This window comes from Caenispirillum bisanense (assembly GCF_900230255.1).
In the GTDB taxonomy this organism is placed as follows: Bacteria; Pseudomonadota; Alphaproteobacteria; order Rhodospirillales; family Rhodospirillaceae; genus Caenispirillum; species Caenispirillum bisanense_A.
Genome location: NZ_OCNJ01000007.1, coordinates 94,766 through 109,139 on the forward strand (window position 1 = coordinate 94,766; position 14,374 = coordinate 109,139).

At 69.6% G+C, this 14,374-nt stretch carries 19 protein-coding genes; 13 read left to right on the forward strand and 6 right to left on the reverse strand.

What is annotated here, in order from left to right; translation table 11 throughout:
• The gene (locus CRP50_RS16135) at positions 1–900 is read right to left on the reverse strand and encodes a LysR family transcriptional regulator (RefSeq protein ID WP_176525214.1); all 900 of its coding nucleotides are present in this window, start codon (positions 898–900) and stop codon (positions 1–3) included.
• Positions 901–1,052: 152 nt separating this feature from the next.
• Between CRP50_RS16135 and CRP50_RS16140 the strand changes: the two genes are divergently transcribed.
• The 6 genes from CRP50_RS16140 (at position 1,053) to CRP50_RS16165 (ending at position 7,095) form a co-directional block, all read left to right on the forward strand.
• A complete protein-coding gene (locus tag CRP50_RS16140) occupies positions 1,053–1,907 on the forward strand; it encodes a dimethylarginine dimethylaminohydrolase family protein (RefSeq protein ID WP_097280208.1) in 855 nt (284 codons plus the stop codon).
• 20 nt (positions 1,908–1,927) lie between these two features.
• Positions 1,928–3,124, forward strand: a complete 1,197-nt coding sequence (locus CRP50_RS16145) for an aminotransferase (RefSeq protein ID WP_097280209.1) — start codon at positions 1,928–1,930, stop codon at positions 3,122–3,124.
• A 41-nt stretch (positions 3,125–3,165) separates the two neighbouring features.
• Positions 3,166–4,266, forward strand: a complete 1,101-nt coding sequence (locus CRP50_RS16150; RefSeq protein WP_097280210.1) for an ABC transporter substrate-binding protein — start codon at positions 3,166–3,168, stop codon at positions 4,264–4,266.
• A gap of 104 nt (positions 4,267–4,370) precedes the next feature.
• Entirely contained in the window at positions 4,371–5,435 is a 1,065-nt protein-coding gene (locus CRP50_RS16155; RefSeq protein ID WP_097280211.1) for an ABC transporter ATP-binding protein, read from the forward strand.
• Positions 5,432–6,286, forward strand: a complete 855-nt coding sequence (locus CRP50_RS16160) for an ABC transporter permease (RefSeq protein WP_097280212.1) — start codon at positions 5,432–5,434, stop codon at positions 6,284–6,286. The genes CRP50_RS16155 and CRP50_RS16160 overlap by 4 nt, the downstream gene beginning before the upstream one ends.
• Entirely contained in the window at positions 6,283–7,095 is an 813-nt protein-coding gene (locus tag CRP50_RS16165; protein ID WP_097280213.1) for an ABC transporter permease, read from the forward strand. Before CRP50_RS16160 ends, CRP50_RS16165 begins: the two co-directional genes overlap by 4 nt.
• Before the next feature lie 8 nt (positions 7,096–7,103).
• Here the strand turns inward: CRP50_RS16165 and CRP50_RS16170 are convergent, their stop codons facing one another.
• Entirely contained in the window at positions 7,104–7,382 is a 279-nt protein-coding gene (locus tag CRP50_RS16170; protein ID WP_097280214.1) for a Rho termination factor N-terminal domain-containing protein, read from the reverse strand.
• Between the two features lie 125 nt (positions 7,383–7,507).
• On the opposite strand from CRP50_RS16170, the gene CRP50_RS16175 reads away from it, so the two are divergent.
• Together CRP50_RS16175 and CRP50_RS16180 are read left to right on the forward strand one after the other, a co-directional pair.
• Positions 7,508–7,909, forward strand: coding sequence for a carboxymuconolactone decarboxylase family protein (locus CRP50_RS16175; protein ID WP_097280397.1), 402 nt, complete (start codon positions 7,508–7,510; stop codon positions 7,907–7,909).
• A gap of 2 nt (positions 7,910–7,911) precedes the next feature.
• Positions 7,912–8,148, forward strand: coding sequence for a hypothetical protein (locus CRP50_RS16180; RefSeq protein WP_097280215.1), 237 nt, complete (start codon positions 7,912–7,914; stop codon positions 8,146–8,148).
• 10 nt (positions 8,149–8,158) lie between these two features.
• On the opposite strand, the gene CRP50_RS16185 is transcribed toward CRP50_RS16180, so the two are convergent.
• Together CRP50_RS16185 and CRP50_RS16190 are read right to left on the reverse strand one after the other, a co-directional pair.
• A complete protein-coding gene (locus CRP50_RS16185; RefSeq protein WP_097280216.1) occupies positions 8,159–8,716 on the reverse strand; it encodes an exonuclease domain-containing protein in 558 nt (185 codons plus the stop codon).
• Between the two features lie 4 nt (positions 8,717–8,720).
• The gene (locus CRP50_RS16190; protein ID WP_097280217.1) at positions 8,721–9,521 is read right to left on the reverse strand and encodes an enoyl-CoA hydratase; all 801 of its coding nucleotides are present in this window, start codon (positions 9,519–9,521) and stop codon (positions 8,721–8,723) included.
• A gap of 139 nt (positions 9,522–9,660) precedes the next feature.
• Between CRP50_RS16190 and CRP50_RS16195 the strand changes: the two genes are divergently transcribed.
• Positions 9,661–10,125: a PaaI family thioesterase gene (locus CRP50_RS16195; protein WP_097280218.1), complete on the forward strand. Its 465-nt coding sequence runs from the start codon at positions 9,661–9,663 to the stop codon at positions 10,123–10,125.
• Between the two features lie 89 nt (positions 10,126–10,214).
• Here CRP50_RS16195 and CRP50_RS16200 read toward each other — a convergent pair whose 3' ends face one another.
• Complete coding sequence (locus tag CRP50_RS16200; protein ID WP_097280219.1) at positions 10,215–10,805, reverse strand: peptidoglycan-binding domain-containing protein; 591 nt, start codon at positions 10,803–10,805, stop codon at positions 10,215–10,217.
• Positions 10,806–11,037: 232 nt separating this feature from the next.
• Here CRP50_RS16200 and CRP50_RS25220 point away from each other — a divergent pair, with 232 nt between their 5' ends.
• Positions 11,038–11,307 carry a hypothetical protein gene (locus CRP50_RS25220; protein ID WP_141415179.1) on the forward strand — a complete coding sequence of 90 codons (270 nt, stop codon included), beginning with the start codon at positions 11,038–11,040 and terminating at the stop codon, positions 11,305–11,307.
• Between the two features lie 24 nt (positions 11,308–11,331).
• Here CRP50_RS25220 and CRP50_RS16205 read toward each other — a convergent pair whose 3' ends face one another.
• Positions 11,332–11,973: a hypothetical protein gene (locus CRP50_RS16205; RefSeq protein ID WP_097280220.1), complete on the reverse strand. Its 642-nt coding sequence runs from the start codon at positions 11,971–11,973 to the stop codon at positions 11,332–11,334.
• Positions 11,974–12,258: 285 nt separating this feature from the next.
• On the opposite strand from CRP50_RS16205, the gene rplM reads away from it, so the two are divergent.
• The 3 genes from rplM (at position 12,259) to argC (ending at position 14,359) form a co-directional block, all read left to right on the forward strand.
• Positions 12,259–12,723: a 50S ribosomal protein L13 gene (gene rplM, locus CRP50_RS16210; RefSeq protein WP_097280221.1), complete on the forward strand. Its 465-nt coding sequence runs from the start codon at positions 12,259–12,261 to the stop codon at positions 12,721–12,723.
• Between the two features lie 3 nt (positions 12,724–12,726).
• Positions 12,727–13,206, forward strand: a complete 480-nt coding sequence (gene rpsI, locus CRP50_RS16215) for a 30S ribosomal protein S9 (protein WP_097280222.1) — start codon at positions 12,727–12,729, stop codon at positions 13,204–13,206.
• A 109-nt stretch (positions 13,207–13,315) separates the two neighbouring features.
• The gene (gene argC, locus CRP50_RS16220) at positions 13,316–14,359 is read left to right on the forward strand and encodes an N-acetyl-gamma-glutamyl-phosphate reductase (protein WP_097280223.1); all 1,044 of its coding nucleotides are present in this window, start codon (positions 13,316–13,318) and stop codon (positions 14,357–14,359) included.
• The last annotated feature ends 15 nt before the right edge of the window (positions 14,360–14,374 follow it).

Consider the following 14,374-nt stretch of genomic DNA (forward strand, 5'->3'; position numbering starts at 1 on the left):
TCAGCGCGAGGCCAGCAGGTCGGCGACCATGGTCGCCAGCACCTTGGTCTCGCGCGCGCCGCGGCGGGTGACCAGATCGAAGGGCGCCGTATAGGCCGTCGCTTCGGGCAGCAGCGCCTTCAGGCGACCTTGCGCCACCCACGGCGCGGCGTAGTGCTCCGGCAGGAAGCCGAGGTAGCCGCCCGACAGGATGAGCATGGCCTGCGCCTCCATGTTCTGCACCGTCGCCGCCGCCGACGATAAGGGCAACCCGACTCGGCGCAGGTCGTTCTGGTGCCAGTAGCCGCGGGCGACGATGCGGCAGGCGCGCACGTCCTCCAGCGTCGGCGCCGGCGCGTCGAACAGCGGATGGCCGGCGCCGCAGTAGAACGTCTGGCTCTCGGCATAGAGCGGCGCGTATTCCAACCCCGTGACCCGCGTCGGGAAGCTGCCGACGGCGATGTCGAGCGCGCCCGCCAGCAGGCGGCGTTCCAGGTCCTGCGGCGCCTCGATGCCGACGTGCAGGTGGACGCGGTGTTCGCGGCCGTTGAAGCGGGTCAGCGCCCGCACCACCGGGCTCGCCGGGTCGGTGATGGTGGTGTCGACCAGCCCGATCCGCAGGTCGCCGACCAGCTGGCCGCGCACCTGGGCCGCCTCGCTGCGAAAGGTTTCCGCCGCCGCCAGCAGCCGGCAGGCGGCGTCGTAGACCACCCGCCCCTTGTCGGTCAGGCGGAAGCCGATGCGCCCGCGCTGACACAGCTTGACGCCCAGGCGCTGCTCCAGCGCGCTCATGTGGTTGGAGACGGTGGAGCCGGCGACGTTGAGGGTCGCCTGCGCCGCCGAGAAGCCGCCCGCCTCCACCACGGCCACGAAGACGCGCAGGAGACGGATGTCGACTTCGGTGATCTGACCGATGCTCACGTTCGCAGACTCCCGCGATGACCAGGGGCTCACATTGAAGTTCATCAAAGTGAAGTTTCCTGATCCACTATTTTCCGCACGCCGGCCGTCCGCCACCTTCGTGGGCAAGGGCGGGCCACCGCCCACGGTTTGAGCAATCTGGAGGACCGGGCGTGACCTGGAGCGTGGATTCGGAGACGGGTGTCCTGCGGGACGTGCTGCTGTGCGCGCCGGACCATTACGCCTGGCAGCCCACCAACACCATCGCCACCGCCTCGCTCGACAGCGGCCGGCCCTATGACGCATCCCAGGCGGCGGCCCAGTTCGGCGAGCTGGTGGATGCCCTGCGGCAGGCCGACGTCGCCTGCCACTTCCTGAACCGCCTGGAACCCCACCTGCCCTACCAGGTCTATACCCGCGATTCGAGCCAGGTGACCCCCTGGGGCCCGGTGATGACGCAGCTGTTCCGGCCGCAGCGGCGGGGCGAATACGCCTCCATCCTCGACTTCTACGGCCGCGACGGGTTCTGGAAGATGGCGACCGCCGGCAGCCTGGAAGGCGGCGACATCCACATCATCCGCCCCGGCCTGCTGCTGGTCGGCGCCTCGGGCGAGCGCACCACCCTCGACGGCGCCCGCCAGTTCTGCGACTGGTTCGAGGCCGAGGGCTGGGACGTGCGCGTGCAGCCCTTCGCCGAGCACTTCCTGCACCTCGACGTGCTGTTCTGCATGGCGGCCGACGGGCTCGCCGTCGCCTGCCCGGACGTGCTGCCCGACGACCTGCTGGACTGGCTGCACGACCGCCAGATCCGCATCGTGCCGGCGACCTACAAGGAGGTCATGCAGATGAGTTGCAACGTCCTGGCGCTCGGCAATGATACGGTGATCTCGCCGCGCCACTCCACGGCGCTGAACGCCAGGCTGCGGGCGGAAGGACTGACGGTGCTCGACCCCGAGCTGGATCTCTTCGCCGCCGGCGGCGGCAGCGTGCATTGCATGACCATGCCGCTGCGGCGCGATCCCCTCTGACCGCCGGACACACGCTTCCCATGACCCCTTCCGACCAGCCGACGACCCCGCCGCTCAACCCGCTGCTCGCCGCCGTGGCGCCGCCGCCCATCGCCGACGCGCAAGGCTGGGTGCGCGGCCTTGCGCCGGTGCCGGGCCGCCCCCTCATCGACCTGTGCCAGGCCGTGCCGGGCCACCCGCCCGCCGCCGAGCTGGTGGAGCATCTGGCCGCGCGCCTGCACGACCCGGCCGTCCACAAGTACACCGACATCCTCGGCATGCCGGCCCTGCGCGAGGCGCTGGCGGCCGACATCGGCCGGGTCTACGGCGCCCGCCCGTCGCCCAGCCACGTCGCCATCACCGCCGGCTGCAACCAGGCCTTCTGCGCCGCCATGATGGCGCTCGCCAAGGCTGGCGACGAGGTGATCCTGCCGCTGCCGCACTACTTCAATCATAAGATGTGGCTCGACGCGCTCGGCATTCACGCCGTTCCCCTGCCCTTCCGCCCCGAGGCCGGCGGCGTGCCCGACGTGGACGAGGCGGCCGACCGCATCGGCCCGCGCACCCGCGCCATCGTCCTCGTCACCCCCAACAACCCGACCGGCGCCGTCTACCCGCCCGAGGTCATCGCCGCCTTCTACGCCCTGGCGCAGAAGCACGGCATCGCCCTGGTGCTGGACGAGACCTACCGCGACTTCCTGCCCGAGGACCGCCGCCCGCACGCCCTGTTCGACGACCCCGCGTGGCCGGAGACGCTGGTCCACCTCTACAGTTTCTCCAAGGTCTTTGCCATCACCGGCCACCGCGTCGGCGCCCTGGTCGCGGGGCCGCGCCTGATGGCGTCGGTGGAGAAGGCCGTCGACTGCGTCGCCATCTGCGCCCCGCGCCTGGGGCAGGAGGCGGCGCTGTTCGGCCTGACGTCCCTGCGCGACTGGGTGGCCGGCAACACGCTGCTCATGCGCAGCCGCGCCGCCGCCTTCCGCCAGGCGGTGGAGGGCTTGCAGGGCTGGCGGCTGGTGAGCATCGGCGCCTATTTCGCCTACGTCGAACACCCCTTCGAGGGCCGCGCCGCCTACGACGTCGCCCGGTCACTGGCGCAGGAGCAGAGCCTGCTCACCCTGCCCGGCTCCATGTTCGGCGAGGGCCAGGACCGCTTCCTGCGCCTCGCCTTCGCCAACGTGCCCGGCGAGGCCGCCGCCACCGTCGCCGCCCGGCTCGCGGCCTTCGCCGAACGCTGAACCCAGACAAAAAACGAAGTCCGAACAGGAGGCTTTTCCCCATGCGCAAGACCACCTACCGCTACGACCCCAGTCGCCGCACCGTGCTGAAGTTCTCCGCCGCCGCCGCCGCGGCCGGCGTGGTGGCGCTGAAGGCGCCGTCGGTGTTCGCCCAGGACCGCTCCATCAAGGTCGGCACCTACGGCGGCTACTTCGAGGAGAGCTTCCGCAAGCACATCTTCCCCGAGTTCACCAAGGCGACCGGCATCACCGTCGAGAGCGTGCCGGAGCCGACCGGCGAAGCCTGGCTCGTGCAGCTGGAGCAGGCGGCCAAGGCCGGCGTCGCCCCCGCCGACGTCAACATGATCGCCCAGGTGCCCATGATCCGCGGCATCCGCGGCGACCTGTGGCAGCGCCTGGACATGGCCAAGATGCCCAACGCCGCCAAGGTGTTCGAGGACTACCTGAACACGTACCCCGACGGCGGCGTCGCCGGCGTGCCGGCGGTGGCGTGGTTCATCACGCTGGTGACCAACACCGAGACCTACGCCGACGCGCCGCAGAGCTGGAAGTTCTTCTGGGACGGCGCCGGCAAGAACAGCCTCGGACTGCTGGCGCTGGCGTCCAACTCCTTCATGCTCGACATCGCCGCCAAGACCTACTTCCCCGGCCAGGACGTGCTGAAGAGCGAGGACGGCATCCAGAAGGTGCTCGACAAGATCGCCGAGCTGAAGCCCAACGTCGCCCTGTGGTACCGCGACGAGGGCCAGTTCCAGAACGCCCTGCAGACCGGCGAAATCCCCGCCGGCCAGTACTACCACGACGTCACCGGCCTCGCCGCCGCCGACGGCTTCCCCGTGCGCTCCACCTTCCCGCAGGAAGGCGGCGTCGCCGACCGCGGCTCGTGGGCCGTGACCAAGGCCTGCAAGAAGGTCGAGGAAGCGCAGGTCTTCATCGACTACATGTGCCAGCCGGCGGTTCAGGCGACGCTCGCCCGCAAGGTCGGCACGGCGCCCGTGATCCCGCGCGACCTCATGGACCTGTCGGCGGAGGAATTCGCCGCCGTCTCCAGCGACACCGCGCCGATCATCCCCGACTACACGCTCTACACCGACAAGGGCGACTGGGTGAACGAGCGCTGGACGGCCATGATCACCGGCTGACGGCACCCCGGCGCCCCGCCCCGCCATGACCGGCCCGCTGCCGGCGCGGCGGCGGCGGGGCGCCGGGCCGTCCCCTGCCCCCTTACCTCCGTTCCGGACCCGCCATGCACGATCTCGTCCTGGAAGGCGTCGGCAAGAGCTATGGCTCCGTCCTGGCCGTCACCGACGTCGACCTGCACATTCCCGCCGGCAAGCTGGTGTGCTTCCTCGGCCCCTCGGGCTGCGGCAAGACCACCCTGCTGCGCCTCATCGCCGGGCTGGAGCAGCCGAGCCGCGGCCGCCTGTTGCTCGACGGCGCCGACATCTCCGGCCTGCCGCCCGACCGCCGCGGCTTCGGCATGGTGTTCCAGAGCCTCGCCCTGTTCGACCACCTGACGGTCGGCGACAACATCGCCTATGCCCTGCGCATCCGCGGCGAGGGCAAGGACAGCCAGCGCCGCCGCGCCGAGGAATTGCTGGAGATGGTGCGCCTGCCGGGCGTCGCCGACCGCCACGTCAGCCAGTTGTCGGGCGGCCAGCGCCAGCGCGTCGCCATCGCCCGCGCGCTCGCCGTCGATCCCAAGCTGTTCCTGCTCGACGAGCCCTTGTCGGCGCTCGACGCCAAGCTGCGCGAGGCCATGCAGATCGAGCTGCGCCTGTTGCAGCAGCGGCTGGCCGTCACCACCATCCTGGTGACCCACGACCAGCGCGAGGCCATGACCATGGCCGACCTGATCGTCGTCATGGGCGACCACCGGGTGCAGCAGGTCGGCGCGCCGTCGCAGATCTACCGCGAGCCCGCCAATACCTTCGTCGCCGACTTCATCGGCACCTCCAACCTGCTGCCGGTGACGGTGGAGGCCGGCGCCGTGCAGTTCGGCGACCGCCGCATCACCGTCGCGGCTATCCCCGACGGCTTGCGCCGCGGCCAGCCGGCGACCCTGCTGGTGCGGCCCGAGGAGTTGCACGTGCTGCCGACGCCCGACGCCGCCGGCGAGGCCCTGCCCAACCGGCTGCCGGCCACCGTCACCTTCGTGCGCGACGTCGGCGGCACCGTCGAAGTCCATGTCGACTGCCAGGGCCACGCCCTGATCGCCGAAAGCCTGCGCAAGGACGCCGCCCCTGTCGCCCCCGGCGACGCCGTGACGGTCGACCTGCCGCGCGAGGCCTGCCGGGTGCTGGCGGCATGAGCCTGCAAACCCGACCCCGCGGCCTTCTCCAGCACCTGCCCATGGCCGGGCCGGCGCTGGTGCTGACGGTCTTCTTCCTGGTGCCCTTCGGCATCATGGTGGCCTACAGCTTCTTCCACCGCGTCGAGGGCGGCTTCTACGAGCCGGCCTTCGAGCTGGCCAACTACGCCCGTTTCCTGACGCCGCTGTTCCTCGGCGTGCTCGGCTTCTCCTTGACCGTCTGCGCGCTGGCGGCGGTGCTGTGCACGGCGGCGGCGGTGCCCTTCACGTGGTTCCTCGCGCGCCTCTCGCCCCGCGGGCAGACGGCGTGGCTGGTGTTCATCCTGTCGGTGCTGTCGCTGTCGGAGGTCATCATCGGCTTCGCGTGGTCGACCCTGCTGTCGCGCTCGGCCGGCATCTCCAACCTGTTCGTGGCGCTCGGCCTGATCGAGACGCCGCAGGCCTATTCGCCGAGCTTCCTCGCCCTGCTGCTCGGCATGTGCTTCATCACCTTCCCCTATACGGTGCTGGTGCTCTACCCGAGCGTCACCCGTCTCGACCCCGAGGTGACGGAGGCCGCCCGCACGCTCGGCGCCTCGCCGCTGCGCACGTTCTTCACGGTGGTGGTGCCGTCGCTGCGCCAGGCGGTGCTGGCGACGCTGGTGCTGGTGTTCGTCTTCACGCTCGGTGTCTACGTCCTGCCGCAGTTGCTGGGCGAGCCGCAGCACTGGACGCTGTCGGTCTTCATCACCGACCAGGCCATCTACCAGAGCAACATCCCCTTCGCGGCCGCCGTCGCCGTGTTCCTCATGCTGGTGAGCCTGGCGCTCATCGGACTCACCCTGCTGGCCGGCGGAGGCCGCAAGCCATGACCGACCGCCGCACGCGCATCTTCCGCGCCGTCTACATGGGGCTGATCGCCCTGTTCCTCGCCGCCCCGGTGATCGTGGTGGCAGGGGTCAGCCTCAACCAGCCGCGCCGCCTGCTGTTCCCGCCGCAGGGCCTGTCGTTGCGCTGGTACGGCGAGCTGTTCACCGACCCGACGTGGCTGAACGCGCTGAAGAACAGCCTCATCGTCGCCGCCAATGCCTCGGTCCTGTCGGTCGCCATCGCGCTGCCGCTGGCGTGGTTCCTGTGGCGCTGGCGGGTGGCCTATGCCAAGCCGCTGTTCCTCATGGGCATCGCGCCCTTCATGCTGCCGCCGGTCATCACCGCGCTCGGGTTCCTCATCTTCTGGAACACGGTCGGCTTCTACGGGCAGATCTGGGCGACCATCATCAGCCACGGCATCTTCTTCGTGACGCTGCCGCTGGTGAACATCTCGCTCGGGCTCGACAGCCTGTCGAAGGAGCAGGTGGAGGCCGCCCGCACGCTGGGCGCCGACGAGAAGACGGTGTTCCGCACCGTCGTCCTGCCGACGGTGACACCCTACGTGCTGGCGGGCCTCGCCTTCGTCTTCGTGCTCAGCCTGAACGAGTACATCGTCGCCTACATGGTGGCCGGCTTCACGGTGGAGACGTTGCCCATCAAGATCTTCAACAGCCTGCGCTACGGCTATACGCCGGTGATGGCGGTGGTGGCGGTGCTGTTCGTCGCCGTGGCGGCCCTGCTGTTCGGCCTGACCGCCCGCAAGGGACGGTTGCTGAAGCTGCTGGGCTCGGCGCGGCCGGAGCGGCGATAGCGGCCCGGTCAGTGGTGCCGCAGGGCATCGATCAGGTCGGTCTTCTTCATCCTGGACCGCCCCTCGATCCCCACCTTTTTAGCCTGCTGGTAGAGGTCGTCCTTGCTCCAGTCCTCGTAGGCGCCGTGGCGGCCGCCCTTGGCCGCCGGTTCCGACTTGCCGCCGCCCGTCTTGCTCCTGGCCTGGGCGTTGGCGATGCGGGCCGCCTTTTCCTTGCTGGCACCCTGATCGCGGATCGCCTCGTAGGTCTTGTCGTCCTTGATCTGCTTGCCGTGGTTCTCGACCATGACGGACCTCCTCGGTTTGCCATTGCTGCCATAACGCCGCAGACCCGCGCCGGCTGCCGGTTGCACGGCGGCGGCCGGCGCGGTATGACGCACCTCCTTGCGCGCACCACCGAGGCTTGTTCTTCATGTCAGACGATCGTTACCGCCGCGGACTCGACCGGCTGCGCACGCTGCACGACGTGGTCGGCGACGGTTTCCTCGACGACCTGCGCGCCATCGCGCCCGATTTCGCCCGCATGGTGGTGGAATTCCCCTACGGCGACCTGCACACCCGCCCCGGCCTGTCGGCCCGCGACCGCCAGCTGACCATCGTGTCGGCGCTCGCCGCCCAGGGGACGGCGCCGAAGGAACTGAAGATCCACATCCGCGCCGCCCTCAACGCCGGCCTGACCCGCGACGAGTTGGTGGAAGCTTTCATGCAGCTGGCCCCCTACACCGGCTTCCCGCTGGCGCTGGAGGCCCTGTTCGCCCTGAAGCAGGTGTGCGCCGAACACGCCCAGAGCGCCGAACCGGCGAAGGAGGACTGACCATGTCGGCCAACGGACGCTTCATCGGCCGCGCCCTGCAGGCGGGCGGCGTTCTCGTCCTGGCGGGATTCCTGGCGCGGGCGGCCTATTCGGCGGCGCACATGGATGCAGCCGCCTCGCTCGGCACCCAGGCCACCGTCTTCGTCTTCGCGCTGCTGCCGGGGCTGGTGGTCGGCGGCATGCTGATCTGGGCCGGCGCCGGCGTGGTGAAGCGCAACACCCCGCCGCCCGACGCCTGAGCCGCCGCCGCTACAGCGCCGGCACCCGCAGGTTGGAGAACGGCGTCAGCGCCGGCATGGGCTGCACCGCCGCCCCCTCCAGCGCCTGATAAAGGCAGGCGCACAGAAGCGCGTCCTCCAGCGCCCCGTGCACCGCCGTGGTGCGCCCGAGGCCGAAGGCGCCGCAGCAGGCATCCAGCGACGACGGCCGGCCGGGGAACAGGCCGCGCCAACTCTTCATGGTGCAATGGAGCGCCCAGGCGGGTGGCGGGAAGCCGGCCAGGGCGAATTCCTGGCGCAGCATGCGGTCGTCGAAGCCGACGTTGTGGCCGACCACCACCGCGTCGCCGATGAAGTCCCACACCTCGGCGGCGTGGTCGGCGAAGGGCGGCTGGTCGGCCAGGAAGGCGTCGGACAGGCCGTGCGCCTTGTAGGCCGCCCAATGGTTCCGCCGCCCCGGATTGAACACCAGGTGCAGCACGGCGCCGAAGCGGTGGTCGAGCAGTTCCACCGCCGCCAGGCTCACCACCCGGTCGGCGTGGCTGGTGCCGGTGGTTTCCGTGTCGACGACGACGACCCGCCGCGCCACCGGCTCAGCGCCCTTCCCACACGGGGTCGCGCTTGGCGAGGAAGGCGTCGATGCCCTCCTCGGCGTCGCGGGCGAGCATGTTGCGGGTCATGACCTCGCTGGCATAGGCGTAGGCCTCGGCCAGCGGCATCTCCAGTTGGCGGTAGAAGGCTTCCTTGCCGATGGCGAGCGTCAGCGGCGACTTGCCGGCGATGGTGCGCGCCATGCCCATGACGGCCTCGTCCAGTTCCGCCGCCGGCACCACGTCGTTGACGAGGCCGGCGAGCATGGCTTCCTCGGCGCCGATGGGGCGGCCGGACAGCAACATCTCCATGGCCTTCTTGCGGCCGACGGCGCGCGACAGGGCGACCATGGGGGTCGAGCAGAACAGGCCGATGTTGACGCCGGGCGTGGCGAACTTGGCCTCTTCCGCCGCATAGGCGAGATCGCAGCTGGCCACCAGCTGACAGCCGGCCGCCGTGGCCATGGCATGGACGCGGGCGATGACCGGCTTGGGCAGGGTGACGATGGACATCATCAGCTTCGAGCACTGCTCGAACAGCGCCGCATAGGCCTCGCGGCCGGGGTTGGCGCGCACTTCCTTGAGGTCGTGGCCGGCGCAGAAAGCCGGACCGTTGGCGGCCAGCACCACCACCTTGACCGCCGGATCGGCCTTCACCGCATCCAGTTCCGCCTGCAACGCCGCCATGAGGCCCACCGACAGGGCGTTGCGCGCCTGCGGGCGGTTGAGCGTCAGCGTCGCGATGCCGTCGGCGTCGTGGCGCAGCAGGATGGCATCGGAAGCGGAAGCGGCGGCGGCGGTCATGGACGGTCTCCTGGCGGTTTTCCCCATGGTGACGGCCCGCGGCGCCGGCTGCAAGCGGCTCTTGCCGTTGACGTAAGCGTAAAGCATCACCATGCTGGACCGGCCACAAGAAGAACCGCCCGGGGAGGACGCAGCGCCCATGACCACCAAGATCACCATTCCGGAAATCCAGGCGATCCTGGACGCCGAGCTGCCGCTGGTGGACATCCTCGGCATGCAGGTGGAGGACGTGGCCGCCGGCGCGTGCCGCGTGCGCATGCGCTTCAAGCCCGACCTGGTGCGGCCGGGCGGCACCGTCGCCGGCCCCGCCATGATGGCGCTGGCCGACCTGGCCATGTACGTGGTGGTGCTGTCGCTGATCGGGCCGGTGGAACTGGCGGTGACCACCAACCTCAACATCAACTTCCTGCGCAAGCCCGGCCCGCGCGACATGATTGCCGAGGGCCGCATTCTGAAGGCTGGCAAGCGGCTGGCCGTGGTGGAAGTCGACCTCTATTCCGAGGGCGAGGAAGGCATGGTCGCCCACGTCACCGGCACCTACTCCATCCCGCCGCAGGACAAGGCGCCGACCATCGCCCAGCTGACCGGCGCCGCCGGCGCCTGACCACACGAGCCGCCGCCGGCACCTGACGCGAGACGGCCGGCGCCACGGGAGGGAGGGCGCCGGCCGCCGGGGCGTGCAGCCGCGAGACGTCAGTTGGCCGAGCCGCTCGCGCCGCCGGTGGTGGTGCCGCCGGTGGAGGTCCCGCCGCTGGCGTCGTCGGGCTTGGACTGCGGCATGGGCTCGTCGCTGCTGCCGGCCGTGCCCGAGCCGGTGGTCGTGCCGGTGGTGCCGCTCGGGGTTTCCGCCTGCTGGGTGGCGCCGTCCTGGACGCCGGTGCCGAGGTCGAGGCCGAGCGCCGTCAGGGTCTCGTCGTCGAGCTCACCCGAGGCGGTGATGCCTTCCTCTTCCTGGAAGTCGCGCAGGGCCTGGGCGGTGCCGTCGCCCCACACGCCGTCGACCTCGATGTCCTGGCCGGCGTCCTTCAGGGCCTGCTGCAGGTCGCGGATTTCCTCCTGATCCATGTTCTCGCCGGACATGCCGGCCGCCTGCCCCGGCATGGCGGTCGACGCCCCGGCGCTGCCGGTGTCGCTGGACATGGACGACGACGCGCTGCCGCTCTGGGCCTGCGCCTCGGTCGCGGTGCCGCTCGTCTTCGCGGCATCGTCGGACCCGGCGGCGAAGGCCGGGGCACTGAGCGCGGTGGCGGCCGCCAGGGCGGCGGCGAAAGAGATCTTCCTCATGGCGCGTCTCCTCCGATGCGCTGTTGATGAGCGATCAACGAAGGACCTACGCCAAAGGCTTGTGTGGATTAAGGGGCAGGCGCGTGTCTTATGGGGGCAATAGCGCTACCAAAAGTATCGGAACTGCCGACGCGGCCACCGCCCACAACCTTACTTTACAACTTCGCGCAGCAGTGCTCGTATTACGGACGATTCCCTCTGTTCAGGAATAACCTCGCGAGGCGAAATCACGATGCCAGAATATCCGGTCCGGCTAAAGCGAGACAGCACAACAAGCAAACATCCCGCGCGATTGACACAGGTAACTCGCTTCAACGAAGTTGCGGAACTAATCGAACGCCACATAAATAGCGAATTCGAAAGGGAAGGCGGCGAGATTCAGATGTTTTCTTATGGCCGCCTCGCCATTGACCTTGAGCTACCCGAAGACACGATCGAGCGACATTGCAGTGAAGCAGGCGGCGGCAACGGCATTACCGTCTGGCGCGGCGCCGCTGACTGAGCGCAACAGTCTCGCTGCCAGACCTCAGGCGCTCAGGTTCACCCGGTTCTCCGCCGCCGTCAGGCGCAGGCGGAAGGACTTGAGGTCGTCCCACGCCGCCAGCAGCGGGCGCGAGGCGTCCACCGCCACCTTCAGCACCGTGCCGCGGCCGAGCGGGTCGGGGTCGTAGACCGATCCGACGTGCCGCAGCATGCGGCTGGCGCCGCTCATGGCGCGCTCCGCCCGGTCGGCCAGCGAGGCAAGCCCGGCGAAGCGCTTCGCCTTCTCACCGGCGGCGCCGTCGGCCGCGGCCGGTGCGGGGGCCATCGGCTGGCGCAGGTCGGCGACGGTGCGGCGGGCGAGTTCGCCGCCCATCTCGCGCACCACGGCGTTGATCTCGCGCGCCACGTGGCCGAGCGTCGCCGCCATGGGGCGGGCCGTCTGCGGCGTGGTGACGAGGCTGAGGTAGGGCCGCATGGCCTCCATGATCTTCTCCGCCGTTTCGAGTCGGCGGGAGAGGAAATCCTCCCTCATGGCCGTCAACGCCGCCGGCGACAGCCCGACGGGCGGCGCGGCGGGTGCGGCCGCCGGAGTCGCGGCGGCGGCGGTGGTGGACGCGGGCGCGGTCTTCTGGCGCGCCGGCAGAAGCGGTCCTGCCGCGGCGGGCAGGAGGGCGGATAGGGTCATGGCAACCTCCAGGCGGGCACTTCTGCGCCCATGTGCCGAGTATGACTCCGCCGTGCGGCACGTCAAGCGACCGGCGGGGGCGACGTCGCCGTGCACCCGATCGGCCGCAAACCCGCAGCCAGCCTCGGTTTGCTGCGACGGTAAAATAATACCTTTTTGCTAAGTCATTGATTTTGCAGCTTCTTATGTGTTTGACAAATCCGCGCATCGTGACATATTTCGCACCCTCAGTTCCGTGGGCCGCTCCTGCAGCGGTCCGTTTCGTTTTTCGAACGAGATGGTGCCATGAAGACCTATTCGGCCAAGCCCGCCGAGGTGGAAAAGAAGTGGATCCTGATCGACGCCGAAGGCGTCGTTCTGGGCCGCCTCGCCTCGCACGTGGCGAACATCCTGCGTGGCAAGACCAAAGCCACGTTCACGCCGCACATCGACGTCGGCGACAACGTCATCATCATCAATGCCGAGAAGGTCAAGCTGACCGGCAAGAAGATGAGCGACAAGAAGTTTTTCTGGCACACCGGTCACCCCGGCGGCATCAAGGAACGGACCATGGGTCAGATCCTCGGTGGCCGTTACCCGGAGCGAGTGATCGAGAAGGCCGTCGAGCGCATGATCCCGCGTGGTCCGCTCGGCCGTGCCCAGATGAAGAAGCTCCGCGTCTACGCCGGCGCCGAGCACCCGCATGAAGCGCAGCAGCCGGAAGTCCTGGACTTCGCCGCGCGCAACCCGAAGAACAAGAGGAGCGCCTAACCGATGGCCGAGGAAAAGCTCACCCTCGAAGACCTGAAGGGCGCCACGCAGGGTACCGTCGCCGAGGCTCCGCGCTACGAAGCCAAGCGTGACGAACTGGGCCGTTCCTACGGCACCGGTCGCCGTAAGGACGCCGTGGCCCGCGTGTGGGTCAAGCCGGGCACCGGCAAGATCATCGTCAACGGCCGCGACCTGGCGCACTACTTCCCGCGCCCGGTTCTGCAGATGCTGATCAACCAGCCGTTCCAGGTCGCCAACGTGTCGAACCAGTTCGACGTGATGTGCACCGTGTCCGGTGGTGGTCTGTCCGGTCAGGCCGGCGCCCTGCGCCACGGCCTGTCGCGCGCCCTGACGGCTTACGAGCCGGCCCTGCGCCCGGCCCTCAAGGCCGCCGGCTTCCTGACCCGCGACCCGCGCGCCGTCGAGCGTAAGAAGTACGGTAAGGCCAAGGCCCGCCGCAGCTTCCAGTTCTCGAAGCGCTGATCCCCGCGGATCATACGCCCGTTACGGAAGGGCGCCCTCTTGCGGGAGGGCGCCCTTTCGTTTTCACTGGCCCTCCCCGCGACTCCATCTTCCAGGGACACACGACGACATGAGCGCGAAGACCAAAGTGGCGATTCTCGGTGCCTCCGGTTACACGGGTGCCGAACTGGTGCGCATTCTGGCGCTGCATCCGCACGTCGAAATGACGGTGCTGACCGCCGACCGCCGCGCCGGCAAACCCTTCGCCGACGTCTTCCCGCATCTGGCCGGCATCCGCCTGCCCGACCTCGTCGCCATCGATCAGGTGGACTGGGCGGGCGTCGACTTCGTGTTCTGCGCCCTGCCCCACGGCACCACGCAGGAAGTGGTCGCCGGCCTGCCGGCGCACGTGAAGTGCTGCGACCTCTCTGCCGACTTCCGCCTCAAGGACGTCGCCGCCTACGCCGAGTACTACGGCCACGAGCACCTGGCGCCGGAGCTGCAGAAGGAGGTGGTCTACGGCCTGACCGAGGTCTACCGCGAGCAGATCAAGGCCGCCCGCGTCGTCGCCAACCCCGGCTGCTACCCGACCTCGGCACAACTGCCGCTCATGCCGCTCATCGCCAAGGGGCTGATTGCCGCCGACGGCATCATCGTCGACGCCAAGTCGGGCGTCACCGGTGCCGGCCGGGCGCCCAAGGAAGGCACGCTGTTCTCGGAAGTGACCGAGGGCATCCACCCCTACGGCATCGCGACCCACCGCCACGCGCCGGAAATCGAGCAGGGCCTGTCGGAGGCCGCCGGCCGCCCCGTGCTGGTGAACTTCACGCCGCACCTCATGCCCATGGCGCGCGGCATCCTGTCGACCATCTACGTGCAGTGCGCCGAGGGCGTGACGGCCGCCGACCTGCGCGCCGCCCTGGCCGACCGATACGCCGGCGAGCCCTTCGTGCGGGTGCTGCCCGAGGGTCAGGTGCCGGCGACGCGCCATGTGCGCGGCTCCAACTTCGTGCTGATGAACGCCTTCGACGACCGCCTGCCCGGCCGCGCCATCCTCACCTGCGTCGAGGACAACCTGGTGAAGGGCGCCTCCGGCCAGGCCGTGCAGAACATGAACGTGATGCTCGGCTTCGAGGAGACGACCGCCCTGATGCAGCAGCCCATGTTCCCGTAATCGCGCCGACGGAGA